This is a genomic window from Dactylosporangium thailandense (assembly GCF_059739745.1).
Genome location: NZ_AP029195.1, coordinates 7901735 through 7925951 on the forward strand (window position 1 = coordinate 7901735; position 24217 = coordinate 7925951).

Below are 24217 nucleotides of genomic sequence, written 5' to 3' on the forward strand. Positions count from 1 at the left end.
ACGCAAGAAAGGAAGGTGTGATGTCCGCCGCCGAGGCTCAGGTCAGCATCTGGATGCGCCCGGAGAACGTCGAGCGGTCCGGGCCGGGCCGCCGGCCCGGGTACAGCCGGGCCCAGATCACCCAGGCCGCCGTCGACGTCGCCGACCGCGAGGGGCTGGACGCCGCGACCATGCGCCGGGTCGCCCAGGAGTTGGGCACCGGCGCCATGTCGCTGTACCGGTACGTGCCCAAGCGCGACGACCTGATCGACCTCATGCTCGACGCGGTGGTCGGCGAGATCGAACTGCCCGGGCGGCCCAGCGGTGACTGGCGCGCTGACCTCTCGCTGGTGGCACACCAGACCCGCGCGGTCGGTCTGCGCCATCCCTGGCAGGCGACGCTTGCCCGGCGCCCCACCCTCGGCCCCAACTCGCTGCGGGTCTACGACTTCGCGCTCAGCGCACTCGACGGGTTCGGCCTGCACATCGACGAGATGACCAGCCTCTGCGGCATGGTCGGCGACTACGTCGCCAGCGCGGTCCGCGACGAGATCGGCTGGCTCGACCACGCCCGGCACACCGGTATGAACCGCAAGCAGTGGATGGCCCAGTACGTCGGACCGTACGTCGGACACGTCGTCGAGTCCGAGCAGTATCCGTTGTTCAACCGCACCATCCGCGAGGGACGGCTTTCCCACCTATCACCCGACGTACGCTTCCAATACGGCCTCAACCATGTGCTCAACGGCATCGCCGCCGCCCTACCCGACACGGCGACGGGGTAAGACTCCGGCGTCAAACCCGGGGTGGGCTGGGACCACCATCGACGCAGCCCCACGAAGGACCGAGGCCGGAGAAGGCAGGAAGCCACGAAAGGCCGAGGCTCGGCAAGGAGACGGAGGCGGCCAAAGTCGCGAGGAGCGGAGCGAACGGCGTTCGCGGGCCGTAATGGTCGCGGGAACGCGGGCGGCCTACCGTTGAGGCATGACTGAGCCACTCGTCACCCTGCCCACGAGCGACGCCGAATGGAAGGTCCGGCTCACCCCGGACGAGTTCCGGGTCCTGCGGCTCGCCGGCACCGAGGCACCGTTCAGCGGGGAGTACGTGAACACGAAGACCGAGGGCACGTACCACTGCCGTGCCTGCGGCGCGCAGCTGTTCGCCAGCGACACCAAGTTCGACTCGCACTGCGGCTGGCCGAGCTTCGACGATTCCATCCCCGGCACCGTCAAGGAGATCGAGGACCGCAGTCACGGCATGGTGCGCACCGAGATCCGGTGTGCGCGGTGTGACTCGCACCTCGGGCACGTGTTCCGCGGTGAGCGCATGACGGACAAGAACACGCGCCACTGCGTGAACTCGCTGTCCATCAAGCTGGAGCCGAAGCCCTGACGGCCGGCGGCATCGGCACCTGCTCGATGCCGCCCTCGTCGAAGGCCGGCCCGATCACCGGGAGCCGGGGCGTGAAGAAACGACGCGGCGTGAAGAAACGACGCGGCGTGAAGAAACGACGCGGCGTGAAGAAACGACGCGGCGCGAAGAAATGACGCGGCGCGAAAAAAAGACGGGGCGCGAAAAGCAGCCCGTCAAGCCCGGCGCATCGGCACGTGCTCGATGCCGTCCTCGTCGTAGGCCGGCCCGGTCACCGTGAAGCCGTGGCGCGAGTACAGCCCGGTCGCCACCGTCTGGGCGTCGAGCACGGCGGGGCGGTCCGGGCCGATGCGCTCCAGGGCCGCCCCGAGCAGCACCCCGGCCAGCCCCTGCCCGCGCGACGCCGCCGCGGTGACGACCCGGCCGATGCGGGCGTCACCGGAGGGCTCCGACAGCACCCGCAGATAGGCCGCCACCGTCCCGTCGGGTGCGTCCATCCACAGGTGCACCGTCTCCGGCTCGGTGTCCCGGCCGTCCAGCTCCGGATACGGACAGTGCTGCTCCACGACGAACACGTCGCAGCGCAGCTTCAGGATGCGGTACAGGTCGTGGGCCGACAGGGACGCGAAGGCGGAGCTGAAGATCACGAGAACGAACCTAGCGCCTCGGCCGCCTTGCGTGCCGCGATGAGCACCGGGTCCCAGACCGGCGCGAACGGCGGCGCGTAGGACAGGTCCAGCGAGGTCATCTCCTCGACGGTCATGCCGTGCCAGAGCGCCACCGCGAGCGCGTCGATCCGCTTGGCCGCGCCCTCCTCGCCGACGATCTGGGCGCCGAGCAGGCGGCCCGTCGTACGTTCGGCGATGATCTTGGTTTTGATCTTCCGCGCGCCCGGGAAGTATCCCGCGCGGGTCGTCGACTCGGTGACCACGCCGAACGAGGAGAACCCGGCCGCGGCGGCCTCGGCGGTGGACAGCCCGGTCCGGGCGACCTCGGTGTCGCAGAGTTTCGACACGGCCGTACCGACGACACCCGGAAAGGTCGCGTAACCGCCCCCGATGTTGATCCCCACGGCGCGCCCCTGCTTGTTGGCGTGCGTGCCGAGCGCGATCGCCACCGGCCGCTGCGAGACGAGGTGGAACGTCTCGACGCAGTCCCCGGCCGCCCAGATCCCGTCGGCCGAGGTCCGCATCCGCCGGTCGGTGCGGATGCCCCCGGTCTCGCCGATGCCGAGGCCCGCGGCCCGGGCGAGGTCGCTGTCGGGGCGGGTGCCGAGGCCGAGGATGACCAGGTCGGCCGGGATCTCGCCGCCGCTGGTGTGCACCGCGGTGACCCGCCCCGCGTGGCTGGCGAAGCCCTCGAGCCGCTCGCCCAGGCGCAGGGTCACGCCCTCGGCCAGCAGCGCGTCGGCGACGAGCCCGCCCATGTCGGGGTCGAGGGTGCGCATCGGCTGGTCGGCCGCGTCGACCAGCGTGACCTCGAGCCCGTGCTTGAGCATCGCCTCGGCCATCTCGAGGCCGATGTACCCGCCGCCGACGACCACGGCCCGCTTCGGCCCGTGGCGGTCGAGGTACCCGAGCAGCCGAATCCCGTCCTCGAGCGTCTGCACCCCGTGGATGCCCAGCGACAGCGCCCCGGGCACGTCGGGCCGCGCGGGCACGCCGCCGGTGGCGATGACGAGCTGGTCGAACGGCTCCCGGTACTCCCCGTCCGGGCCGCGCACCAGCACCGAGCGCCGGTCGACGTCGATCCCGGCCACGGTCGAGGACAGGCGCAGGTCGATGTCCATGCGGGCGAAGTCGGCGGGGCGCCGGGCCACCAGGTCGTCCGAGGTGGCGACGTCGCCGGCCACCAGGTACGGGATGCCGCAGGCCGAGTAGGACACGTGCCGGCCGCGCTCGAAGGCCACGATGGCGAGGTCGTCGGCCGGGCGCCGCCGCCGGGCCTGGGAGGCGGCGCTCATCCCGGCCGCGTCGCCGCCGATCACCACCAGACGCGTGGTCACGGCGCCGCCACGTTCGCGTGCACCGTCTCGGGCCGGTCGCGGCCGGAGCGCAGCTCGTCGTCCGCGTAGTCCCGGTGGAGCACCGGCAGGCGGGCGTCGAGCTCTTCCTGGGTCATCGGGCGCAGTCGAAGCATGGGACTCACAATACGAACGCGTCCGTCCACAACTGGCGCGAACGCCCCGAGAGGGCCTCGAGCAGCCCGACCGCCTGCCCGTCGGTGAGCGCGGCGACGAAGTCCACGATCGCCCGGCCGCGGGCCATGGCCACGACGTCGATGCGCTCCTGGCCGTAGTCCGACGGGTCCAGCTCCGCGGTCTCGGCCTCGGCGAGCTCCACGAGGTCGTGCAGGCGCCGCGGCAGCCGCGCCTCCTCCCCCGGGTCGGTCAGCCACGCGTGCAGCGCCTCGACCAGGCTGGACAGCAGCCGCGCCTGCCCGCGCTGGTGCAGGGCCAGGTCGGGGCGCTCCAGCACGAACCGGTGGTGGATGAACTTCAGGATCTGCACCTCGTGCCACTGCGCGGGCGCGAGCAGCACGTGGCCGGAGCGCACCGGCGGGTCGGGCCGCACGTGGACGGCGTCGATGAGCCGGCGGGTCCAGCGGGCCGAGAACCGGGCCACCGCCTGCTCGGCGTCGATGGAGCCGTCGAAGGGGGCGGCGAGCAGCCCGTCGGCGAGCTCGGTGCGCACATGGGCGACGGCGGCCGCGAACGCGTCGTCGTCGCAGATCCAGCCGTCCTTCGCCCGCAGCCGGCGGCGCAGGACCTCGACCGAGCGGCCCGGGCGGCGGCCGGAGGCGCGCAGCTGCGCGTCGCCGAGGCCGCGCAGCTCGCCGGCGTCGCGCAGCCAGGCGACCAGCTCGGCGGCGACGGCGCCCTGCTGGAGCACGCCGACGCGGTGGAAGTCCTCGAGGTCGTGGATGGCGTAGGCGATGTCGTCGGCCGTGTCCATGACGGAGGCCTCGGCCGTCTGCTGCCAGTCGGCGATGCGGCCCGCGAAGGGCGCCCGCGCCTGGCGGACGTCGGCGAGCTCGGTGACGTAGGCGCCGAACTTGCTCGACCCGATCGCGGGGTCGCCGCCGGCGCCCCGGGGCGTCGGGCTCATGCGCATCGGGTGCGGGTCCGGGTACGTCCGCCGCGTCCACGGGTATTTCAGCAGCGCCGCCCGCACCGCCGCGGTGAGGTCCAGCCCGATCGCCGCGCCCCGCACCTGGGTGCTGGTGACGATGCGGTACGACTGGGCGTTGCCCTCGAACCCGTCGGGCAGCCCGAGCCGCTCGCGGGCAAGCCGGTCGAGCACGTGCTCGCCGAGGTGCCCGAAGGGCGGATGGCCGAGGTCGTGGGCGAGCGCGGCGGCCTCGACGACGTCGGCGTCGCACCCCCCGAGCTTGTCCAGCACCGGATCGCCGCCGATCTTCTCGGCGATGCCCCGGGCGACCGAGGCGACCTTGAGGCTGTGCGTGAGCCGGTTGTGCACCAGCAGCCCGGAGCCACCGGGGCTGATGACCTGGGTGACGCCGGCCAGCCGGGCGAAGAACGGCGAGGCGACGATCCGGTCCCGGTCCACCCGGTACGGGCTCGCGGAGAGGTCGCCGGGGGCCATGACGGCCCCGCCGAAGAGTCGTCGTTCGCGCAGGTCTTCCATGGGACCAGTTGTATCAAGCGGGCTTGCGGACCTCGATCACGAACCCGCTCGCGGCCTGCGCGGCCATCGGATGGTGGGCCAGCAGCAGGTCGAGCACCTTCAGCGGGGACAGCACCCAGGTCAGCGGCAGGATCGCGCGGTAGAGCCGGCGGCTGCCGAACGACAGCACCATCGCCAGCCACTCCTGCAGCACCCACAGCATGCCGGAGGTCGGCCCGGCCCCGACCTTCACCGAGAGGACCTCGAACGCGCCGAACTGCTCGCGCAGGCCGACCTCGGTGTAGCGCTGGAAGTCGTACGGCGAGGCGTGGAACGGCTGCATGAACGGCACGAACACGAGCATCCGGCCGCCGGGGCGCAGCACGCGGTGCATCTCGGCGATGTGCGCGGCCGGGTCCGGCACGTGCTCGAGCACGGCGATGCTGATCCCGCCGGCCAGGCTGCCGTCGGCCAGGGGCAGCCGGCGCAGGTCGGTGACGATGTCGACGTTGCCGTACGACCCGCCGTCCATGCAGATCACGCGCTCGTCGCGGCGGTGGGTCCCGCAGCCGAAGTCGGCCACGAGGCTGCGGTCGAGGTCGAAGCTGCCCAGGAACGGGGTGATGAGCCGGCGGTCCTGCACCGGGGAGAGCACCTTGATCGCGGCCGGGTACAGCTTGTGGAACCGGGTCTTGACCAGCTCCTTGACCCGGTTGAGGGCGTCGGCCTTGAGCTCGGACTCGCCGAACCCGCCGAAGTCCAGCTGCTCCCCGCGCCGGACCCCCACCGGGCCGCACGCCCCGCACACCAGCGACGCGTCGAGGTAGCCGTGGCAACGGGGGCAGGCCAGCGCCTGCGCGAGCCGGTTCCCCACGAGCGTTGACGTCACGATCCCCCCAGCGAGTAGACGGCGATGCGCCCGGCCCGGAAGCGGAACTGGGCGTAGTCCTGGATCCACGTGGACGGCAGCAGCAGGTAGCCCTCGTCGACCATGAGCCACTTGACGTGGTACTGGTCGCGCAGCTTGCCGACCGTGGCCGCCGTCGGGTGGTAGAACGCGGCGTCGTTGTCGGCGAGCTTGCGCTGGTCCCAGTAGGGCGCGAAGATCGCGTTGACGCCGGCCTTGGCGGCCTCCTCGTGGGCCCGGTTGGTGAAGCCCCAGCCCTCGACGAGGAAGCGCCGCTCGCTGTAGGCGGAGAACCAGAAGTGGCGGTTGTCGCAGCCGGTGAGCGCGTAGGGGTCGCCGACGCAGTGCGCGTTGGTGGCGACCAGGTCGTCCGGGGCGGAGTGCTCGCGCAGCCAGCGGCCGGCCTCCTGGGTGCCGGGCGTGACGAACGTCGCGATCTGCACGACGCCGCGCCAGCCGCCGAGGTACGACGCGCGGGTCATGAGATACACGTGCTGCAGGGCGGTGATCATGCACGCCCCGGCGAGCATCGCGGACACGAGGGTTCTCCAGGCCGGGAGCTTGCGGCGGTACATCCACCAGCCCGCGGCCCCGAGCAGCCCGTAGGACAGCAGGTACGGCCAGACGAGCGCCCACAGCGTGACCGCGAGGCTGCCGGTGTTCTGCAGCTTCGGCGTGTGCATCGAGCCGATCTTGTGCACGGCGAGGAGCACCGCGGCGCCGACGGCGATCGCGCCGTACACCTGCCGCAGCAGCCTGCGCCCGGGCAGCCCGCGCGGGGTCAGCAGCACCAGGCCGACCACGGACGCGAGGGTCAGGTAGGGCCGGGCGGAGACCATGAACCAGCCCTCGGCGCCGGCCTCGTGGCCGAAGACCATGAGCGCGCCGACGCCGGACAGGCCGATGCCGAACATGAGGATCACGGGATCGGCGGCGATGCCGAGGTCACGGCGCATCCGCCGGGCGTGCTGGATGGTCGGGGCCAGGCGCCCGAGCCCGAGCAGGCCGGGCCAGATGCAGGCCCAGCAGCTGACGGTGATGGCGGTGACGATGAGCAGGCGCCACAGCGGGTGCGGGTACTCGGGGGCGGCGAACTTCAGCGTGTACGGCGCGCCGGAGATCTGCGCGAAGTGCAGCGGGTCGATCGCCATGCCCTGCGAGGCGCCGCCGAAGAGCACGAACTGGGCGAAGAGCAGCCCGAGCAGGGTGATCCCGGCGGCGAACAGCGCGCCCGGGTGCACCCGCCGGCGCGTGACCAGGCGCACGGCGACGACGAGCAGCAGCCCGGCCAGCAGCATCGGCAGGAAGGTCGCCTTGGCGCCGGTGACGCCGGCGATGAGGATCGTCACAAGCGCCCAGCGGGCCTTGGTGGGGGCGGCCATCGCCTCGACCAGGGCGAGCGCCAGCCCGGCGAAGAGCAGCGCCCCGAACGTCTGGGTCGGGCTCGTCCACAGCTGGGCGCGCAGGGAGGAGCCGTCCTCGTAGGCGTTGGTGCCGAACGCCGAGAACCAGCCCTCCAGCGGCCAGTGGTAGGGCAGCGGGGTGAGCACGAAGAAGGTGACGACCGCGGCCGCGGCCCCGCCCCACCACACGCCGGTCAGCCGCCGGCCGATGACCCCGAGCAGCGCGACGAGCCCGAACAGCATCGGCAGCGGCGCGAGCCGGACGAGCAGCACGTGCGGCTCGATGCCGGTGACCCACGAGGTCGCGGCCATCTCGGCGTAGACGAACCAGTGGTACAGCACCGGCTGGTCGGGCAGCCACGGCGACAGCAGCGGCATGTGGTGCTTCGCGTCGCCGATGAGCGCGAGGTGGAACGGCGAGTCGGCGTCGGGGCTGAGCATGCCCGGCTCGCGCAGGTCGTGCGTGCGGAAGAAGCGCACGCAGCTCCAGGAGAAGACCACGGCCGCGGTGGCGGACAGGATCAGCGACCACCACAGCGGGGTCCGGTCGCGGGGGTCGGGGCTGCCGCGCCAGCACCGCCGCAGCCGGGGCACGGCAAGGAACGCGCCGATGACCGCGGCCGGCCAGACGAGCACGAGCAGCGGCAGCCCGGCCGCGCGGGCCGGGATGTAGGCGAGCACCTCGCCGGCGTAGCCGAGCGCGAGGCCGGCGCCGAGGTCCTCGACGAGCCAGCCGGAGCGCCCGCGCACGGCCCGCCAGATCAGGGTGCCGGGGGTGACGACGGCCAGCAGGACGTACCCCGTGAAGATCACGGTCGTGGCGATCGGCACGCCGTAGAACCGCAGCCCCGCGGCCACGAGCACGGCCAGGACCGCCGGTGGCGCCCACGCGGGCGGGACCCGCCGGGCCGGGGCGGTGGCGGCGGTTGCCGGGGATCGCCGCTCGACCAGTGCTGTCACCCGCGCTCCAACTCTCCGAGATGTCCGTCGCACCGTATGCAACGTCCGAGGCCGGAGTGAGGAAGCGGGTGAAAACCACTCGAAGGGCTAGTTCCTGCGGCTCATGAGCGCCTCGAGGCCGTCGAGGAAGCGCTCGACGCCGAACTCGAAGTCGTCGTCGGGCCGGGTCTGGGAGGTCTCCAGGACCCGGGACCGCAGCAGCTCGCCGACGGCCGGGAAGCGCTCCGGGTCGGCCAGCAGGTGCAGGAGCCGGCCGTACTCGTGCATCGCCTGCTCCGTCGTGCCGCCCTGCGCCTCGGCGGCCGCGTCGATGTCGGCGGTGAGCAGCGCCCAGTTCCGGGCCATCCCGCTGACCATCATGATCGTGGAGAGCCGCTCGTCGTGGCGCAGGTTCGTGTCGCGCATGACCGAGAGCCCGTAATTCATCCAGGCGATCTGGTTGGGCGTGATCGGCGGGGTGTTGATCGGCACCCGCACCACCCACGGCTGGCGGCGCAGCAGGGCGAGGTAGGCGTCGGCGAACCCGCGCAGCCCCGCCCGCCAGCCCACGGTCCCGCCGTCCTCGGGGGGCGGGCCGATGGCCATGTCGACCATGAGGTCCAGCAGCTCGTGCTTGGCCGAGACGTACCGGTACAGCGACATCGTCGCCGCCCCGAGCTCGGCCGCGACCCGGCTCATCGAGACCGCGCCCAGCCCCTCGGCCGCGGCGATCTTCACCCCCGCGGCGACGATCCGCTCGAGGCTCAGCCCGGGCTTCGGTCCCTTGCCGGGACGCTCCTTCAGACCCCAGGCCAGCGCCAGCGCGTTCGGTATGCCGTTTTCCTGCTCGCTCATTGACTAGGGATTCTACTTCTGCGTATAACGTACGCATGAAGCGTATGACATACGCAATTGAGACCGCGGGCCTGACCAAGTCCTACGGCCGGCTCGCCGTGCTCACCGGCGTGGACCTGCGGGTGCCCGCCGGCTCGGTGTTCTGCCTGCTCGGCCCGAACGGGGCCGGCAAGACCACGACGGTCCGCATCCTCACCACGCTCACCCGCCCGGACGGGGGCACCGCCCGGGTCGCCGGGCACGACGTGGTCCGCGACCGCGCCCAGGTGCGCCGGGCGATCAGCCTCACCGGGCAGTACGCGGCGGTGGACGAGCTGCAGACCGGGGCGGAGAACCTGCGCATGATGGGCCGCCTGTCGGGCCTGTCCCGGCGCGAGGCCCGCCAGCGCGCGGACGAGCTGCTGGAGCGCTTCGACCTGACCGCCGCGGCCAACCGGCGGGCCGGGCAGTACTCGGGCGGCATGCGCCGCCGCCTCGACCTCGCCGCGGGCCTGGCCGGACCGGCGGAGGTCATCTTCCTGGACGAGCCGACGACCGGCCTGGACCTGACCAGCCGCCAGGCCATGTGGGACGTGGTGGACGGGCTCGTGGAGGCGGGCCGCACGGTGTTGCTGACCACGCAGTACCTCGAGGAGGCCGACCGGCTCGCGGCCCGCATCGCCGTCGTGGACCACGGCCGGGTCGTCGCCGAGGGCAGCCCGGCCGAGCTCAAGCAGCGCTTCGGCGACCAGCGCCTCGACCTCGGCCTGGCCGACCGGGCGTCCTACGACGCGGCCGCGCAGCGCCTCGGCGAGCGCGTCGTGCAGCGCGACGACGCCCGGCTGACCCTCGGCGTGACCACCGACGGCAGCGCCGCGCACGTGCGCTCGGTGCTCGACGAGATCGACCCGGCGGGGGCCGCGGTCCGCCGGTTCTCCCTGCACAGCGCCACGCTCGACGACGTCTTCCTGTCCCTCACCTCGCGCAAGGAGCTCGCCGGTGTCTAGCACCGCACTGACCCGGTGGACCGTCCTGGGCGGCCGCTCGCTGCGGCTCGGGCGCCGCAACGCCGAGGCCATGATCATGTCGATCGCGCTGCCGGTCATGCTCATGGTCGTCTTCGTCTACCTCTTCGGCGGCGCGATCCAGACCGGCACCGAGTACGTCACCTACGTCGTGCCCGGCGTCATGCTGCTGTGCGTGTCGTTCGGCTCGGCGATGACCGCGGTCTCCGTCGCGGGCGACCTGCAGGGCGGCATCATGGACCGGCTCCGCTCGCTCGACGTCGGCGGCGCCGCGGTGCTGTCCGGGCACGTGGTGGCCAGCCTGGTCCGCAACGTCATCTCGTCCACGCTGGTGCTCGGGGTCGCGTTCGCCCTCGGCTTCCGGCCCCGCGCGGACGCCGGGCAGTGGCTGGCCGCGATCGGCATCCTGGTCCTGACGATCGCCGCCGTGTCGTGGCTGTCGGCGGCGCTCGGGCTGCTCGCGGGGTCGCCCGAGGGCGCGAGCGGCTACACGTTCGGGATCACCTTCCTGCCGTACGCCAGCAGCGCCTTCGTCCCGATCGGCACCATGCCCTCGTGGCTCTCCGGCTTCGCCGGCAACCAGCCGGTCACGCCGATCACCGAGAGCCTGCGCGGGCTGCTGCTCGATCAGCCGGTCGGCGACGCCCCGTGGCGCGCGGCCGCCTGGTGCGTGGGGCTCATGCTCGTCGCCGTCGTCGCCGCGGCCGTACTGTTCCGCGTGAAAACACGGACATAAACCGATAAGTCCGGATACGGTGCCCGAATGCGAAGCCTCCTCGCCGTGGTCATGCTCGCCGGGCTCATCAATCCCGTGCCGTCCCCGGACGCGGACGGGCACGCCCAGGCGGGAGGGCGCGAGGAGGTCGCCGCGGCGGTGCCCGGGCCGCAGTACACGGTCAGGGGCATCGACGTGTCCAGCCACGACCACAGCGTCTTCAAGACGATCGACTGGGCCGGGCAGGCGGCCCAGGGCGTGAGCTTCGCCTACGTCAAGGCGACCGAGTCCGGCAACTACGTCAACCCGTACTTCGCCCGGGACATCGCCGACGCGAAGCGGGCCGAGCTGCTGGCCGGGGCGTACACGTTCGCCCGCCCCGACCGCGGCGACCCGGTCGGCGACGCCAACACCTTCATCGACAACGCGGCCTGGGTGAACGACTCGAAGACCCTGGTGCCGTTCGTCGACCTCGAGTGGCCCTACTTCAGCACCGTCGGCGCCTGCTACAACCTCGACCAGACCGCCATGCGCGCCTGGATCCAGGCGTTCCTCGACCAGGTCCAGGCCCGCATCGGGCGCAAGGCGATGATCTACACCGCGGCCACCTGGTGGAACCAGTGCGTCGGGAGCACCACCCAGTTCGCGTCCTACCCGCTGGACATCGCGAGCTGGAGCGGCACCACCCCGAAGCTGCCGAGCGGCTGGTCGAAGTGGGCGCTGTGGCAGTACACCGGCGGCGACAACAACCAGCAGGGCAACTACGACAAGGACGTCTTCAACGGCGACCTCGACCAGCTGCGCCGCCTGGCCGGGATCGACCCGTCGGAGCCCCTGATCGCCAAGCCGGCCGCGATCGCCCACCCGGCGACGGCCCAGATGCAGGTCTACACCGACGCGAGCCACGGGCTGTCACAGCGGTACTGGAGCCCCGGCTACGGCTGGTCGAGCTGGAGCAACTTCGGCGGCGGCATCGCCGGCACCCCGCACGTGCTGCAGAACCCGGCCGCGCGCACGGTCGAGGTGTACGCCCGCACCCGCGACGGCCACCTGGCGCAGAAGTACTGGCGGGCGGGCCGCTGGTCGGACTGGACGGACCTGGGCGGGGACCTCGCCGGGGACCCGGTGGTGTTCTACAGCCCGCGGTACGGCTCGACGGAGATCTACGCCCGCGGCACCAACGGCCACCTGATGCAGCGCTTCTACGCCGGCGGCTGGTCGGGCTGGAACGACCTCGGCGGCGACCTGGCCGGCGACCCGGCCGAGATCGTCTACAACCCGGCCTACAAGACCACGGAGATCTACGCGCGCTCCACCTCCGGCACGCTCGTGCAGCTCTACTACGGCTCGGGCTGGTCGGGCTGGAACAGCCTCGGCGGGGACCTGCGCGGCGACCCGGTGTCATTCCGCAGCCCGCTCTACGGCACCACGGAGATCTACGCGCGCGGCGCGGGCGGGCACCTGGTCCAGCGGTACTACTCGGGCACGCGGTGGTCGGCCTGGAACGACCTCGGCGGCTCGATCGACGGGGACCCGGCCGTGTTCTTCAACCCGCAGTACCGCTCGACGGAGATCTACGCGACCGGCTCCGGCACCCTGCGGTACACCCTGGTCATGCCCGGCGGCGGCTGGACCGCCTGGACGGGCATCGGCGGGGCCCTGGAGTCGGACCCCGCCGTGCTGCTCAACCCGTGGACCGGCAACACCGAGATCTACGCGGTCTCGCACGGCAACCTCGTCACGCAGCTGTGGCTGCGCGGGCTGTCGGTGTGGTCGGGCTGGTCGAACCTCATGCAATGAGCTGCCACTCGGCGAGCTGGGTCTCGGCGGCGCCGTGGTTGGCGGTGATCTGCAAGCGGTAGCGCGAGTACGAGGCGCTGCCGGTGACCACGAACGCCCGCGTCTGGCGCCGGTCGGCGAAGTCGACGTCCGCCCGGGTGTCCACGGTCGTCCAGGTCACGCCGTCGTCGGAGCCCTGCAGCGTCCACGCGCGCGGGTCCCGGCCGGGAACGTCGTCGGCGGACGTCAGCGTGTACTGCCGCACCGCCACCGCCCCGGTGAGCTGGTCGGTGATCGTGGCGGTGTTCGCGAACGTGAGCCACTTCGTCATCGAGGTGTCGTCGGTGAGCTTGTCGCGGGCCTCGCCGGGTTGCCGTTCGTGACCGGGGTCCAGAAGTTGAACCCGTTGGGCACGGTGGCGCCCGGGAACGTGTTGCCGTGCGAGTAGCCGGAGTCGGAGTTGGAGCCGCGGCGGGTGTCCACGTAGTCGGCCAGGGTCCCGGCGGTGATGCTCAGGTCGTCGAAGTCGTTGGCGCGGTGGGCGCGGTGGAGCATGTGCGGCAGCCCTGCCACCAGCGACGAAACCCCTGGCAGCTGGCGTGCCCGTGGGCGGCGATGCGTTCGGCCGCCGGCGCGGCCGTGGCGAGTGCACGCCGCGGATGCTGAACGGGTGCGAGCCGTGCCGACCCGTGGAAAGGGGCGGATTCGGCTTCGGGTCGATTCGGTGGCACCCGGCGGTGAGGGCCATCAATCAAGCCAGGCGGGGCGCGGTCAACGGGGCCGCTGGTGCGGCTGAGCCGCCGGTGCATGATCGCTAGAGGGCCAGGGCGCGGCTGCGCCCTCGGAGCGGCTGACCTGGATGAAGGTCATGTCGCATTTCTGGCGGTCCGGCGGCCCGGGGCGGTGGGCGCCGCCGCGCCGTACAGTTACCGGCAACCGATCCAGGACGGGGGTGTCGGCCGCCCCGAGCGGCACGCTCGGCGGAAGGGACACTCTGCCATGTCGATGACCGACCGTACGCCGACGGCGAACATCCTGCTCGTCGAGGACGACGCCGGAGATGAGTTGATGGCGCGGGAGCCGTTCGAGGACGACGCGTTGGACAGTCACCTACATGTCGCTCGGAACGGCGAGCAGGCCCTGAATTTCGTGTACCGGCGCGGCGAGTACACCGACGCGCCGCGGCCGGACTTCATCCTGCTCGGCCTGAATTTGCCCCGTGTCGATGGGCGGGAGGTCCTGCGGCAAATCAAAGGCGACGCTGCCGTGGCGAGCATCCCAGTGGTGGTGCTAACAACGTCCGGCGCCGTCGAGGACCTCATCGCCGGCTACAGCAACGCCTACATCGCCAAGCCCGCCGGTTACGACGAGTTCGTCGGGGTGGTCCGGCAGATCAACCGGTTCTGGCTGGACACAGTCCGGCTGCCCAGCAAGGCCGCCGCCTAGCCGGCTGCCCCGGGATCGCCGGCGAGCACCTGGGCCTCATGGTTCACAGGATGCCATCAACTCCGATTGACCGGGCCAGGCCTGACGGCGCCAGAACTACCCGGTCGAGGGATACCCATCGACGACTGGCGAAGGGGCCGGGCGATCGCCGATGAGGCACTTCGGAGCTGGTCACGGAACTGGGCGCTCTCCGCGGCGATGGCCTCACATGGGACGTCAAGATGCGTGGGTGGGGGCCATCCCGGTGAAGAGGGCGTCGAGGATCCGGTCGATATACGGATGGGTCAGTGGTTCCTGCGTGATCAGGAGTTGGAAGTACAGCGGGCCGGAAAGAATCGCCATCGCCAGGGCGAGGTCGAAGGCGGGCGAGAGTTGACCGTGGTCGCGGGCCGTCTTCAGGCGGGCGACGGTCTTGTCCGCCTGGGGCGCGATGAAGCGCTCGTTGAGCGCGGCGGCGATCTGGGGATCGTGCTGGGCCTCGCCGATCAGCGCCTTGAACAAGGGGCCAATGGGTGGCTGGGCCAGCAGATCAACAGCCGAGTGGATCTGGGTGCGCAAGTCGGCCATGATGTCGCCGGTGTCGGGGTAGTCCAGGGCAGGCCCGTTCAGCGACAACAGCGAGTCGAGCAGCAGGGCTGCCTTGGACGGCCATCGGCGGTAGACGGTCTGCTTGCTGGCGCGCGCTCGGGCGGCGACCGCCTCCATGGTCAGTTTGGCGTAGCCGATCTCCTGGCCGAGTTCCAGCGTGGCCCGCAGGATGGCCTCGGTCCGGTCGGCACCGCGACGGTGGGGCGTGTCGGTCATGCCGACACCTTATCGACACGAAACGTTCCGTACGGACGGGAACGGATTTCAGAGCGGGCACGGGGTCGCCGTGCCCGCTCTTCCCTTCGGACCGGTGGTCGTCGCGATGCGCAACGACATGATCTTCGAGTGGCTGACCGGGGATGATCTCTGCGCACGCGATGACCCTGGGCCGGAGAACAGGCCGTGAAGGTCATCGCGACGACGATTGCCGAGCATCGCGCGGCGCCGTGCTCGGACGCGTTCGCCGCGCACGTGGTGCGGATGACGGCGGCGCGGAGGAGGTCAGGCATGGTCTCAGCGCTGCCCGAGCAGGTCATCGCCGCCGACACGCTGCACGACCTGGCGATGCGGGTCCGGTTGGACGCGGACCCGCGTAGTCCGGCGCCGGGCGGTCGGCCAGGGCGTGGGACGGTCGGTCAGGTGTGGGACGGGAGTGGGGACAGGATCAGGCGGATGGCGAAATTGTGGTAGCCGGCACGTTCGAAGGCGCGGGCCATCGGGACATTGCCCGCGTCCGTGTCCGCGACAATCCGCTGTACGCCGCGTTCCGCGTGGCTGCGGGTGATCTCGCCGAGCAGGTCGTCCACGTAGCCCCGGCCGCGGTGCTCGGGCACCACGCCGAGGTAGCCGACCACCGGGCCGCCGCTGTTCGCCGACGGCAGCGCGACCCCGGCCAGCTCGCCGTCCCCGGTGTAGGCCAGGCGCCACCAGGAGCGGTCGCCGGGCATGGAGCGGTAGTCGACGACGTCCTGGCGGGCCTGCGCGACCGGGTCCATGGTGAGCAGGGCTTCGCGGGTGTGGTGGTCGAGCGTGCCGACGGCCACCCGGCGGAACGCCTCGATGAACACCTCGTCGTCGTCCTCGCCGCGGAACTCCAGCCGGCCCGACGGCTTGGGCACCTCGGCTTCGGCGGTCCACTCGTAGCGCAGGCGTTCCAGTTCCTCGGTCAGCCCCGCGCGGCCCGCGGCCGTCCAGCGCCAGGCGATCGCGGCCGCGGACGTCGGGTCATCGCGCCAGCCGTTCGAGACGAATACGTGGTACGCGGGCTTGTCTTCGTAGGCCGCGTGGGCGTGGCCGAGCAGGTCGGCGGCCAGGCCGATGGGCTCATCGGCGGAGGGGTGGACGTAGAGGCAGTCCAGCGCGAGAGGCTTGCCGGCGTCGGGGAGACCCCACCACACGGCGCGGGCCATGATCTCGCCGTTCTCCTCGGCGACCCAAATCCATGCATGGCGGTAGTTGCCGGATTCGAGGAAGGACAGCAGCCGCTCAGGATCAGCCCAGCTGATGCCCTCGTCGACGACGCAGCCGACCAAGCGGTCGAGATCAGCCTCGACCATGGGACGGAAAAGCATAGATCCTCCGAAAAGAAGAAACGGACGCGGTGAGCGCCCGTTGAGTGCGGCACGTGCGGTCGCCTCGGTCGGCACCGCGGCGTGGACGTATCGAGCCGGGCCGACACCTTAACGGTACGGTACGTACCGTACTTGACGCAAGCGCCCGCCGAGGGCATCATTTTATCGGTACGGCACGTTCCGTACTGACTAGAATGGCAATGTCGACATCCGTCCTCAAGGCCTCCAGCGGGTGTGCACTCAGCCCGGCACGACGCCAACTCATGGAAGAAGACGATTGCGTGATGCCTGTCCCCGCCGACCCCACCGCGATGCATCCCATGCCCGAGCAGCCCCGCGTTGTACTGCTCAAGCCGCTGGTCACCTCGCCACTGATCGAGGTCGGCGAGTTCTCCTACTACGACGACCCCGATGATCCAACCGCCTTCGAGACCCGCAACGTGCTCTACCACTACGGCCCGGAGAAACTGGTCATCGGCAAGTTCTGCGCGCTCGGTGAGGGCGTGCGGTTCATCATGAATGGCGCCAACCACCGCATGGACGGCCCCTCGACCTTCCCTTTCCCGATCATGGGCGGCTCCTGGGCCGAGCACTTCGACCTCATCACCGGCCTGCCCGGACGGGGTGACACCGTGGTCGGCAACGACGTCTGGTTCGGCTACCAGGCCATGGTGATGCCCGGTGTCCGCATCGGCCACGGCGCGATCATCGCCTCCGGTGCCGTGGTCGTGGACGACGTGCCCGAGTACGGCATCGTCGGCGGCAACCCGGCCAGGCTCATCCGCCGCCGCTACAGCGACGCCGACATCGCCCGCCTCCTCGCGCTGGCCTGGTGGGACTGGCCGCTCCAGCTCATCACCGAACACGTCGCCACGATCATGTCCGGCAGCGTCGAGGAGTTGCAGGAAGCGGCGGCCCGCGGGCGGTAGGACGCGCGCCGCCAGGCTCCGGCACTGCCTCCGCCTACGGTCTCACGCACCGCCATCTGTCGTTCATGCACCTTTCCACGATCAGAATTGAGCTGTCAGCTTGCCTGCTTCGTCCCGCCGCGACCCGTTCGCCGACTGGCTTCGCGGCCACGCCGTCCCGCTCACTCACCTCGACTTCGAGGCGCCGCTCGACGACCTGGAGCCGCTGCGCGACCTCGTCGGCGAAGCGCGCGTCGTCGCGGTCGGTGAGAACTCCCACTTCATCACCGAGTTCTCGGCCATGCGCCTGCGCATCCTGCGGTTCCTGGCCGAACGCTGCGGCTTCACCGTCCTGGCCTTCGAGTACGGCTTCAGCGAGGGCTTCCCCCTGGACGCCTGGGCCCAGGGAGAAGGCGCGGACGATGAGCTGGCGGCCCGGCTCGCCACGGCGATCCCCGTGGGGGTCGACGAGCCGCTGCGCTGGATGCGCCGGTACAACGCCGTCGCCGCCGAGCCGGTGCGTTTCGCCGGGATCGACATCCCAGCGGCCGGCGGATCCCTGCTTCCCGCCCTGGCCCCGGTCGCCAACTACCTGCGCCAGGTCGATCCCGAGACCCTCCCGATGATCCAGGAGGCGATAAGGATCGCCGGGTCGTTCGCCGGCGCCTCCGCGGCCTCGGCTGCGCCGGCCTGGACCCGGCTGGCCGCCGCCGAGCAGGACGCGCTCAGCGCGATCCTGATGCGGCTGCTCATGCGCTTTCGCGCCGTCGAGTTGTTGTACCTCTCCCGTGCCGACCGGCCCAGCTACGACATCGCCCTGCGCTGCCTCGAGGCCGCCTGCAGCGCCGACTACGGTTTCCGCGCCATGGCCGGCCTGTACGCCGGTACCGGCCTGACCGCCGACACCTCTGCCCGCGACGTCTTCATGGCCGAATCCGTCCTGTGGCACCTGGAACGCCACCGCCCCGGCACCCGCATCGTGCTGGCAGCACACAACGCTCACATCCAGAAGACGCCGGTCTCCTTCAACGGGCAGCTCACCGGGCTTCCTATGGGGCAGCACCTGCACAACTGCCTGGGCGATGACTACGTCGCCCTCGCCCTGACCAGCCCCGCCGGATATACCGCAGACATGCGCCCCGACGAGAACACGCGCTTCGGCTTCGCCATCGAGAACACCGAGCTGCAGCCACCCGAGCCGGGCAGCATCGAGGCCGCCTTCGCCGAGGCCGGACTCGGGCTCAGCATCGCCGACCTCCGCCAGGCGCACGAGGCCACCGGCCCCGACCGCATCCGGATCCAAAGCGCCTACGTGCACACGCCCGTCCTGGAGGCGTTCGACGGCATCCTCAACACCCCGACCTCTACTGTCGCCGACATCGAAAACTGACTGCGACACATCACAATCCCACCTCGGCCGGGCCGGTACCACGAGGTCAGCGGGATGCCACCCACACATCGAGACCGGTGACGCCCATCGTCCAAGCCGCGCAGGAGATCGCAGGCACAGAACCGGCAGAACTGCGTGTGAACGACATGCCCGAACCGCAGGCAACCGATTGCAAGGAAAGTGACCGATGAAGAACGCCGACGTGATCATTGTGGGGGCCGGACCGACCGGCCTCATGCTGGCGATTGAACTGAGCTTGGCCGGGGTGCGGCCGCTGGTGCTGGAGCGGCACCCGAACCGCCGCGACACCCCCAAGGCCGGAGGTCTGGGCGGCCAGATCCTGGAGCTGCTGCGCTACCGGGGCCTGCTGGAACGCTTCCAGGCCGCCTGCCCCGGCCCCGCCCCGGCACCCCGCTTCCCGTTCGGCGGCGTGCACCTGGACTTCACCCGGCTGGCGAATCCGCCGCTGCACGCGCTGCCGCTGCCGCAGCAGCACCTGGAACGGCTGCTCGACGAACGCGCCGGCGAACTCGGCGTGGACGCCCGGCGCGGGCACGAGGTGACCGAGGTGCACCAGGACGAGACCACGGTGACGGTGGAGGTGCGGGGCCCGGACGGGCCGTACCAGGTCAGCGCCCGCTACCTGGTGGGCTGCGACGGCGCCCGCAGCCGCGTCCGCGACTGGGCCGGTATCGGCTTCCCCGGCACCGTCTACCCGGAGGTCAACCGGCTGGCCCAGGTCACTCTGCCCGGCACGGTGACCGTGCTGGACAGCGGCGATCTCGACGTCCCCGGCATCGGCACGATCCACGCCGGTTTCACCCGCACGGACCGGGGCCTGTTCGGCCTCGGCTCCGCACCCGGCGCCACGAGCGTCTCCCTCTACACCATCGAGGACGAGAGCACCGAGTACGACGACGTCCCGATGACCCTGACCGAACTGCAGGACAGCATCCGCCGCGTGCTCGGCGCGGACCTGCCCCTGGCCGGATCGACCCGGCTGTCGCGCTTCACCTTCAAGGACCGCCAGGCCGAGCGCTACCGAGCCGGGCGCATCATGGTGGCCGGGGATGCGGCGCACCTGTTCCCGGCCACCGGCGTGGCACTCAACGCGGGCCTCATGGACGCGGTCAACCTGGCCTGGAAGCTGGCCGCCGACCTGCACGGCTGGGCGCCGCCCGGCCTGCTGGACACCTACCACGCCGAACGCCACCTCGCCGGGACCCGCACCATGCTGCACACCCGCGCCCAGGTGGCGCTGCGCCGGGGGCACGACCCGGCCGCAGAAGCGCTCCGTGAGGTCTTCTCCGAACTGCTCACCGACGAGCAGCCGCTGCGCCGTATGGGAGCCCTGGTAGCCGGAACGGACATCCGCTACTCCATGCCCGGCACCGGCCACCACCCGCTGACCGGCACCTTCGCCCCCGACCTAGCCCTGCACACCGACCAGGGCGTCACCGGCGTCGCCGACCTCCTGCACCCCGCCCGACCCATCCTCCTCGATCTCGCCGACCGCTCCGACCTGCGCGAGGCCGCCCGCGACTGGGGGCAGCGCGTCGACGTGCACACCGCCAAGACCGACCAGCGACCCGCCGACGCCCTGCTGGTCCGCCCAGACGCCTGCATCGCCTGGGCCGCACCCATCGACGAGCCCGCCGACACCGCCGTACCAGCGCTGCGCGAAGCACTCTCCACCTGGTTCGGCACACGCTGACCTCGGCCGCAACTACGGGCCTCGAGAAAGACACACTCGGCGCGTCGGCCATGGAAATCGAACTCCACCGGCCCGCAACTGGATGAGCCCCGACCGAGTCCCGCACCGCAACCTTGGCCCGCCCGCTGCGCGGCCAAGGTTGGTGACCAGCAACCCGGGTCATGTCCGACCACTGGGGGTGGATCCACTTCCGGTTGATCTCGTTGCGGACGATTGCTTCCAGCGGCCCATAGCTGCTAGTGGTGCCGTCGGACAGGTCGGTGACCAGAACCACTGGCCGCCGAGGTTGGCGACCGAGGGTTCCTCCTCGCGGTGGTCGTCACCGCCGCGAACGTCGGCGACCGCGTCGGCGCGAAACTGTTGTTGATCGCGCTGCTCAGGTCTGCACCCGGCTGCAGCTGATCTGGGCTGACGCCGGATACCACGGCACAGCCTTCACGACCTGGATCCACGCGGTGGCCCGCGTCCGGGTCCAGATCGTCGCACGCACTGAAGCGCACCTTCAAGGTGCTGCCCCGCCGGTGGGTCGTAGCGCAGCCTCGGCTGGCTGATGCGCTACCGCCGGCTGGCCCGTGACTACGAACGCCGACCCGAACACCATGAAGCCATGGTCTACTGGGCCACCGTGTGGATCATGACCCGACGACTCGCCCGCCGCTCCACCGACCCGCCCCTGCAACGACGATGGGGCCAACCACGACCAGCCGCGAACCGAACCCCAGCCGTCAACTGACCCCTTTACCAACAGGCACCTAGTTTCACAGCCGTCTATGAAGCAGGCTGCGGGTCGGCGGGGGGTTCTGTCAATATTTTATGGAAGGTTTGCTACCAGGTCCGCGATCTCGCGGCGGCGCCCGGTGTAGAAGGGCACCTCCTCGCGCACGTGGCGGCGGGCCCGGGACGCGCGCAGCTCGCGCATGAGATCCACGATGCGGTGCAGCTCGTCGGCCTCGAAGGCCAGGATCCACTCGTAGTCGCCGAGGGCGAAGCTGGCCACGGTGTTGGCCCGCACGTCGGGGAAGCCGCGGGCCTGCTGCCCGTGCTCGGCGAGCATCGCGCGGCGTTCCTCGTCCGGCAGCAGGTACCACTCGTAGGAGCGCACGAACGGGTAGACGCTCACCCACTCGCGGGCGTGCTCGTCGGCGAGGAAGGCCGGGATGTGGCTCTTGTTGAACTCGGCCGGCCGGTGCAGCGCCATCTGCGACCACACCGGGGCCATGCGCTGCCCGACGCTGGTGCGGCGGAACCCGGCGTAGGCCTCCTGCAACGCCTCGGCGCTGGGCGCGTGCCACCAGATCATCAGGTCGGCGTCGGCGCGCAGGCCGGCCACGTCGTACGTGCCGCGGACCGTCACGTCCTTGGTCGCCAGATCCGCGAAGAACGCCGAGACCTGGGTGGCGTCGCGGCTGTCGGCGCCATAGGGCGTGGCGAGCCGGAAGACGGACCACATGGTGTACCGGATGCTGTCGTTGAGCTCCTTGATGCGGGCGGCGTTCGTGCTTGTCATGGCGCTCATTCTCCCAACTTGGCCAGGATGGACTCGGCCGCGGCCCGGCCGGACGTGATGCACGCCGGGATGCCGACGCCGTCGTAGGCCGCGCCGGCGACCGCGATCGGCGGATGGGACTCGAGGTCGTCGCGCAGGGCCGCGACCCGGTCCCGATGCCCGGGGGTGTACTGCGGCAGGGCGCCGCCCCAGCGGTACACCCCCCGATCCAGCTCCACGGGGAGCGCGTCGACGCCGATCAGCCGCGCGACCTCGGCCCGCACGACCTCGACCAGGCCCTCGTCGGTGCGCTGGAGCTGGGCCTCGTCGCCGTGGCGCCCGATGGAGGCGCGCAGGACCGTCTGCCCCTGCCGCCGCTGGTGCGGCCACTTGCGGTCGAAGAAGGTGACCGCCTTGACGGCCAGGCCCTCGGTCGCCGGCACCAGGAAGCCCGACAGCTCGGGCAGCTTGGTGGCCGGCAGCGCCAAGGCGACCAGGGCGATGGAGGCGTAGTCGAGCGGGAAGTCACGGTGCAGCAGGCGCGCCGCCGGCTTGGCCGGGACCGCGAGGATGACGGCGTCGGCGGTGATGGTCCCGGCGTCCCGGGTCGACCCGACGGTGAGCTCCCAGCCCCCTTGCCGGGGCTCCATCGTGCGCACTGTGGTGTCCGCGCGCACGTCCGGCAGGGTCCGCGCGATGGCGTCCACGAACGTCGTCATGCCGCCGGCGACGGCGCCGAACACGGGTGCGCCCGGCTCCCGGCGCCCGGCCCCGGCCGCCTCCCGCAGCGCACCGGTGAGCGTGTCGTGCCGTTCGGCGGCCGCGGCGAGGGCGGGCAGCGCCATGCGCAGCGAGAGGCGGTCGGCCCGGCCCGCGTACACGCCGCCGAGCAGCGGCTCGACGTAGTGGTCGACGACCTCGTCCCCCCCGCCGGGGCCGCACGAACGCGCCCACGGTCACGTCCTCGCCGGGCTGCAGCAGGGCCCGGCCCGGCTCCTCGGCGGGGCCGTCCAGCGGGATGCCCATCAGGGTCCCGGCCGGCAGGTCGCGCAGCGTGCCGCCGATGGCGACCGCCGCCCTGGCCCCGCCGGGGTGCACGATCGCGTCGCCCAGCCCGACCTCGCGGGCCAGCTGGACGGCCGCGCTGGGCCCGCCGACGAGGAACGACTCGGCCCCGCGCTCGACCGGATGCCCCGCCAGGGTCCCGGTCGACAGCTTCCCGCCGGGCCGCTCGCGCTGGTCCAGCAGGACGACGTCGAGGTCCGGCCGCAGCGTGTGCACCCGGTGCGCCGCGGCGAGCCCGGCGATCCCTCCACCGACGACCACGACGCGCTGAGTCATACCTGGAGTCTATTGTCGCGGGATGGTTGAGGAACGGGTGGCAGTGGTCACGGGCGCGGCTCACGGCATCGGCCGGCGCACCGCGGAAGTCCTGGCCGCGGAGGGATATCTCCTGGCCGTCATCGACCGGGAGCCGGTGGCGGACTTCGACGGGCTGGCCCCCGGCGACGTCCTCGCCTTCGCCGGCGACGTCTCGGACGAGTCGGACGTGCTGCGCTTCGTGGCCGAGGTCGAGGCGCGGTACGGCCGCGCGGACGTGCTCGTGAACAACGCGGGCATCGCGTCGATCGCCCCGGCCGAGGAGACGACCGCGGCCCAGTGGCGCCAGGTCCTCGACGTGAACCTGACCGGCCCGTTCCTGCTGTGCCAGGCCTTCGGGCGCCGGATGCTCGTGCGCGGGGCGGGCTCGATCGTGAACATCGCCTCGGTCGCGGGGCTCCTGGGCGTGGCGGACCGGGTGGCGTACAACGCCAGCAAGCACGGCCTGATCGGCCTGACGCGCACCCTGGCGGTCGAGTGGGGCGGCCGGGGCGTGCGCGTCAACGCGGTCTGCCCCGGCTGGGTCAAGACGGAGATGGACGACGCGTCGCAGGCCTCGGGCGCCTATGTGGACACCGACATCACCGAGCACGTGCCGATGGCGAGGTTCGCGCAGCCGGACGACATCGCCAAGGCGGTGTCGTTCCTGGCCGACCCGGCGAAGAGCGGCTTCGTGAACGGGGCGGCGTTGTCGGTGGACGGCGGCTGGGCGGCGGACGGCTCGTGGCAGTCCCTACGCCTGGCGAGCCGGGCCCGCCCCTGATCTCTCCCACGCGCCCCGTCCACCGCGCCGCCACTCGGAGGCACCGCTCCCGGCGGTCCCGGGCTTGACGTGTCGGTTGTCCGCCGCACCGCCACTCGACGGCGCCGCTCCGGGCGGTCCCGGCCTTGACGTGTCGGTCGTCCGCCGCACCGCCACTCGACGGCACCGCTCCCGGCGGTCTCTGCGTCTGCGCCACGAACCGGCGGTCCCGGAGCTTGACGTGCCGGTCGTCCGCAGCACCGCCGCTCGACGCTGCCCGGCGGTCGGTGCTCCCTCGGCTCCGGCTCTCACTCCCGACGCCTACCCGTTCTCCGCTCTCGCTTTTGCCCACCTCTCCAATTTCGCGCTTTGCCCCATCCTTTCAATTTCGCGCTTTTGATACGATTTTTCGCT

22 protein-coding genes and 1 pseudogene are annotated in these 24217 nt (G+C 71.5%); 10 read left to right on the plus strand and 13 right to left on the minus strand.

Going from position 1 to position 24217, the window contains the following annotated elements; all coding sequences use genetic code 11:
- Window positions 1–20 precede the first annotated feature (20 nt).
- Both AC6JBM_RS35085 and msrB read left to right on the plus strand, forming a co-directional pair.
- Window positions 21–764, plus strand: coding sequence for a TetR/AcrR family transcriptional regulator (locus AC6JBM_RS35085; RefSeq protein WP_497978253.1), 744 nt, complete (start codon window positions 21–23; stop codon window positions 762–764).
- A 199-nt stretch (window positions 765–963) separates the two neighbouring features.
- The gene (gene msrB, locus AC6JBM_RS35090; RefSeq protein WP_350621728.1) at window positions 964–1371 is read left to right on the plus strand and encodes a peptide-methionine (R)-S-oxide reductase MsrB; all 408 of its coding nucleotides are present in this window, start codon (window positions 964–966) and stop codon (window positions 1369–1371) included.
- A 194-nt stretch (window positions 1372–1565) separates the two neighbouring features.
- Here the strand turns inward: msrB and AC6JBM_RS35095 are convergent, their stop codons facing one another.
- The 7 genes from AC6JBM_RS35095 to AC6JBM_RS35125 form a co-directional block, all read right to left on the minus strand.
- On the minus strand, window positions 1566–1997 hold the full coding sequence (locus tag AC6JBM_RS35095; RefSeq protein WP_497978254.1) for a GNAT family N-acetyltransferase: 432 nt from the start codon (window positions 1995–1997) through the stop codon (window positions 1566–1568).
- On the minus strand, window positions 1994–3355 hold the full coding sequence (locus AC6JBM_RS35100) for an FAD-dependent oxidoreductase (protein ID WP_497978255.1): 1362 nt from the start codon (window positions 3353–3355) through the stop codon (window positions 1994–1996). The genes AC6JBM_RS35095 and AC6JBM_RS35100 overlap by 4 nt, the downstream gene beginning before the upstream one ends.
- Window positions 3352–3489: a hypothetical protein gene (locus AC6JBM_RS35105; protein WP_497978256.1), complete on the minus strand. Its 138-nt coding sequence runs from the start codon at window positions 3487–3489 to the stop codon at window positions 3352–3354. Before AC6JBM_RS35105 ends, AC6JBM_RS35100 begins: the two co-directional genes overlap by 4 nt.
- A gap of 5 nt (window positions 3490–3494) precedes the next feature.
- On the minus strand, window positions 3495–4997 hold the full coding sequence (locus AC6JBM_RS35110; protein WP_497978257.1) for a deoxyguanosinetriphosphate triphosphohydrolase family protein: 1503 nt from the start codon (window positions 4995–4997) through the stop codon (window positions 3495–3497).
- 13 nt (window positions 4998–5010) lie between these two features.
- Window positions 5011–5865 (minus strand): class I SAM-dependent methyltransferase, encoded by an 855-nt coding sequence (locus AC6JBM_RS35115; RefSeq protein ID WP_350621717.1) that lies wholly within the window; start codon window positions 5863–5865, stop codon window positions 5011–5013.
- On the minus strand, window positions 5862–8246 hold the full coding sequence (locus AC6JBM_RS35120; RefSeq protein WP_497978258.1) for a hypothetical protein: 2385 nt from the start codon (window positions 8244–8246) through the stop codon (window positions 5862–5864). The genes AC6JBM_RS35115 and AC6JBM_RS35120 overlap by 4 nt, the downstream gene beginning before the upstream one ends.
- A gap of 87 nt (window positions 8247–8333) precedes the next feature.
- Entirely contained in the window at window positions 8334–9080 is a 747-nt protein-coding gene (locus AC6JBM_RS35125; protein ID WP_497978259.1) for a TetR/AcrR family transcriptional regulator, read from the minus strand.
- 44 nt (window positions 9081–9124) lie between these two features.
- On the opposite strand from AC6JBM_RS35125, the gene AC6JBM_RS35130 reads away from it, so the two are divergent.
- The 3 genes from AC6JBM_RS35130 to AC6JBM_RS35140 are packed head-to-tail and all read left to right on the plus strand — an operon-like array spanning window position 9125 to window position 12599.
- A complete protein-coding gene (locus AC6JBM_RS35130) occupies window positions 9125–10066 on the plus strand; it encodes an ATP-binding cassette domain-containing protein (protein ID WP_497986581.1) in 942 nt (313 codons plus the stop codon).
- Complete coding sequence (locus AC6JBM_RS35135) at window positions 10059–10820, plus strand: ABC transporter permease (protein WP_497978260.1); 762 nt, start codon at window positions 10059–10061, stop codon at window positions 10818–10820. Before AC6JBM_RS35130 ends, AC6JBM_RS35135 begins: the two co-directional genes overlap by 8 nt.
- Before the next feature lie 27 nt (window positions 10821–10847).
- Window positions 10848–12599 carry a GH25 family lysozyme gene (locus AC6JBM_RS35140; protein ID WP_497978261.1) on the plus strand — a complete coding sequence of 584 codons (1752 nt, stop codon included), beginning with the start codon at window positions 10848–10850 and terminating at the stop codon, window positions 12597–12599.
- Here the strand turns inward: AC6JBM_RS35140 and AC6JBM_RS35145 are convergent.
- Together AC6JBM_RS35145 and AC6JBM_RS35150 are read right to left on the minus strand one after the other, a co-directional pair.
- A complete protein-coding gene (locus AC6JBM_RS35145) occupies window positions 12589–12909 on the minus strand; it encodes a hypothetical protein (protein ID WP_497978262.1) in 321 nt (106 codons plus the stop codon). The genes AC6JBM_RS35140 and AC6JBM_RS35145 overlap by 11 nt on opposite strands.
- Window positions 12906–13133 (minus strand): hypothetical protein, encoded by a 228-nt coding sequence (locus tag AC6JBM_RS35150; protein ID WP_497978263.1) that lies wholly within the window; start codon window positions 13131–13133, stop codon window positions 12906–12908. The genes AC6JBM_RS35145 and AC6JBM_RS35150 overlap by 4 nt, the downstream gene beginning before the upstream one ends.
- A gap of 444 nt (window positions 13134–13577) precedes the next feature.
- Here AC6JBM_RS35150 and AC6JBM_RS35155 point away from each other — a divergent pair, with 444 nt between their 5' ends.
- A complete protein-coding gene (locus AC6JBM_RS35155) occupies window positions 13578–14024 on the plus strand; it encodes a response regulator (RefSeq protein WP_497978264.1) in 447 nt (148 codons plus the stop codon).
- A gap of 216 nt (window positions 14025–14240) precedes the next feature.
- On the opposite strand, the gene AC6JBM_RS35160 is transcribed toward AC6JBM_RS35155, so the two are convergent.
- A complete protein-coding gene (locus AC6JBM_RS35160; protein ID WP_497978265.1) occupies window positions 14241–14828 on the minus strand; it encodes a TetR/AcrR family transcriptional regulator in 588 nt (195 codons plus the stop codon).
- A 419-nt stretch (window positions 14829–15247) separates the two neighbouring features.
- Complete coding sequence (locus AC6JBM_RS35165) at window positions 15248–16168, minus strand: GNAT family N-acetyltransferase (protein WP_497978266.1); 921 nt, start codon at window positions 16166–16168, stop codon at window positions 15248–15250.
- Between the two features lie 299 nt (window positions 16169–16467).
- Between AC6JBM_RS35165 and AC6JBM_RS35170 the strand changes: the two genes are divergently transcribed.
- The 3 genes from AC6JBM_RS35170 (at window position 16468) to AC6JBM_RS35180 (ending at window position 20195) form a co-directional block, all read left to right on the plus strand.
- A complete protein-coding gene (locus AC6JBM_RS35170; RefSeq protein WP_497978267.1) occupies window positions 16468–17112 on the plus strand; it encodes a CatB-related O-acetyltransferase in 645 nt (214 codons plus the stop codon).
- 100 nt (window positions 17113–17212) lie between these two features.
- A complete protein-coding gene (locus AC6JBM_RS35175; protein ID WP_497978268.1) occupies window positions 17213–18481 on the plus strand; it encodes an erythromycin esterase family protein in 1269 nt (422 codons plus the stop codon).
- A gap of 187 nt (window positions 18482–18668) precedes the next feature.
- Entirely contained in the window at window positions 18669–20195 is a 1527-nt protein-coding gene (locus tag AC6JBM_RS35180) for an FAD-dependent monooxygenase (RefSeq protein WP_497978269.1), read from the plus strand.
- A gap of 811 nt (window positions 20196–21006) precedes the next feature.
- Here the strand turns inward: AC6JBM_RS35180 and hemQ are convergent.
- On the minus strand, window positions 21007–21702 hold the full coding sequence (gene hemQ / locus AC6JBM_RS35185; protein ID WP_497978270.1) for a hydrogen peroxide-dependent heme synthase: 696 nt from the start codon (window positions 21700–21702) through the stop codon (window positions 21007–21009).
- Between the two features lie 5 nt (window positions 21703–21707).
- Window positions 21708–23022: pseudogene (gene hemG / locus AC6JBM_RS35190) on the minus strand (protoporphyrinogen oxidase).
- A 22-nt stretch (window positions 23023–23044) separates the two neighbouring features.
- Between hemG and AC6JBM_RS35195 the strand changes: the two are divergent.
- Window positions 23045–23824 carry an SDR family NAD(P)-dependent oxidoreductase gene (locus tag AC6JBM_RS35195; protein ID WP_497978271.1) on the plus strand — a complete coding sequence of 260 codons (780 nt, stop codon included), beginning with the start codon at window positions 23045–23047 and terminating at the stop codon, window positions 23822–23824.
- The last annotated feature ends 393 nt before the right edge of the window (window positions 23825–24217 follow it).

What these genes read in the sequence shown, in the direction of transcription:
- AC6JBM_RS35085 (WP_497978253.1), top strand. Translation starts at nt 21, where the DNA reads ATGTCCGCCGCCGAGGCTCAGGTCAGCATCTGGATGCGCCCGGAGAAC.
- msrB (WP_350621728.1), top strand. Translation starts at nt 964, where the DNA reads ATGACTGAGCCACTCGTCACCCTGCCCACGAGCGACGCCGAATGGAAG.
- AC6JBM_RS35105 (WP_497978256.1), bottom strand. Translation starts at nt 3,489, where the DNA reads ATGCTTCGACTGCGCCCGATGACCCAGGAAGAGCTCGACGCCCGCCTG.
- AC6JBM_RS35110 (WP_497978257.1), bottom strand. Translation starts at nt 4,997, where the DNA reads ATGGAAGACCTGCGCGAACGACGACTCTTCGGCGGGGCCGTCATGGCC.
- AC6JBM_RS35125 (WP_497978259.1), bottom strand. Translation starts at nt 9,080, where the DNA reads ATGAGCGAGCAGGAAAACGGCATACCGAACGCGCTGGCGCTGGCCTGG.
- AC6JBM_RS35130 (WP_497986581.1), top strand. Translation starts at nt 9,125, where the DNA reads ATGACATACGCAATTGAGACCGCGGGCCTGACCAAGTCCTACGGCCGG.
- AC6JBM_RS35140 (WP_497978261.1), top strand. Translation starts at nt 10,848, where the DNA reads ATGCGAAGCCTCCTCGCCGTGGTCATGCTCGCCGGGCTCATCAATCCC.
- AC6JBM_RS35145 (WP_497978262.1), bottom strand. Translation starts at nt 12,909, where the DNA reads ATGACGAAGTGGCTCACGTTCGCGAACACCGCCACGATCACCGACCAG.
- AC6JBM_RS35150 (WP_497978263.1), bottom strand. Translation starts at nt 13,133, where the DNA reads ATGCTCCACCGCGCCCACCGCGCCAACGACTTCGACGACCTGAGCATC.
- AC6JBM_RS35155 (WP_497978264.1), top strand. Translation starts at nt 13,578, where the DNA reads ATGTCGATGACCGACCGTACGCCGACGGCGAACATCCTGCTCGTCGAG.
- AC6JBM_RS35160 (WP_497978265.1), bottom strand. Translation starts at nt 14,828, where the DNA reads ATGACCGACACGCCCCACCGTCGCGGTGCCGACCGGACCGAGGCCATC.
- AC6JBM_RS35165 (WP_497978266.1), bottom strand. Translation starts at nt 16,168, where the DNA reads ATGGTCGAGGCTGATCTCGACCGCTTGGTCGGCTGCGTCGTCGACGAG.
- AC6JBM_RS35170 (WP_497978267.1), top strand. Translation starts at nt 16,468, where the DNA reads ATGCCTGTCCCCGCCGACCCCACCGCGATGCATCCCATGCCCGAGCAG.
- AC6JBM_RS35180 (WP_497978269.1), top strand. Translation starts at nt 18,669, where the DNA reads ATGAAGAACGCCGACGTGATCATTGTGGGGGCCGGACCGACCGGCCTC.
- hemQ (WP_497978270.1), bottom strand. Translation starts at nt 21,702, where the DNA reads ATGACAAGCACGAACGCCGCCCGCATCAAGGAGCTCAACGACAGCATC.
- AC6JBM_RS35195 (WP_497978271.1), top strand. Translation starts at nt 23,045, where the DNA reads ATGGTTGAGGAACGGGTGGCAGTGGTCACGGGCGCGGCTCACGGCATC.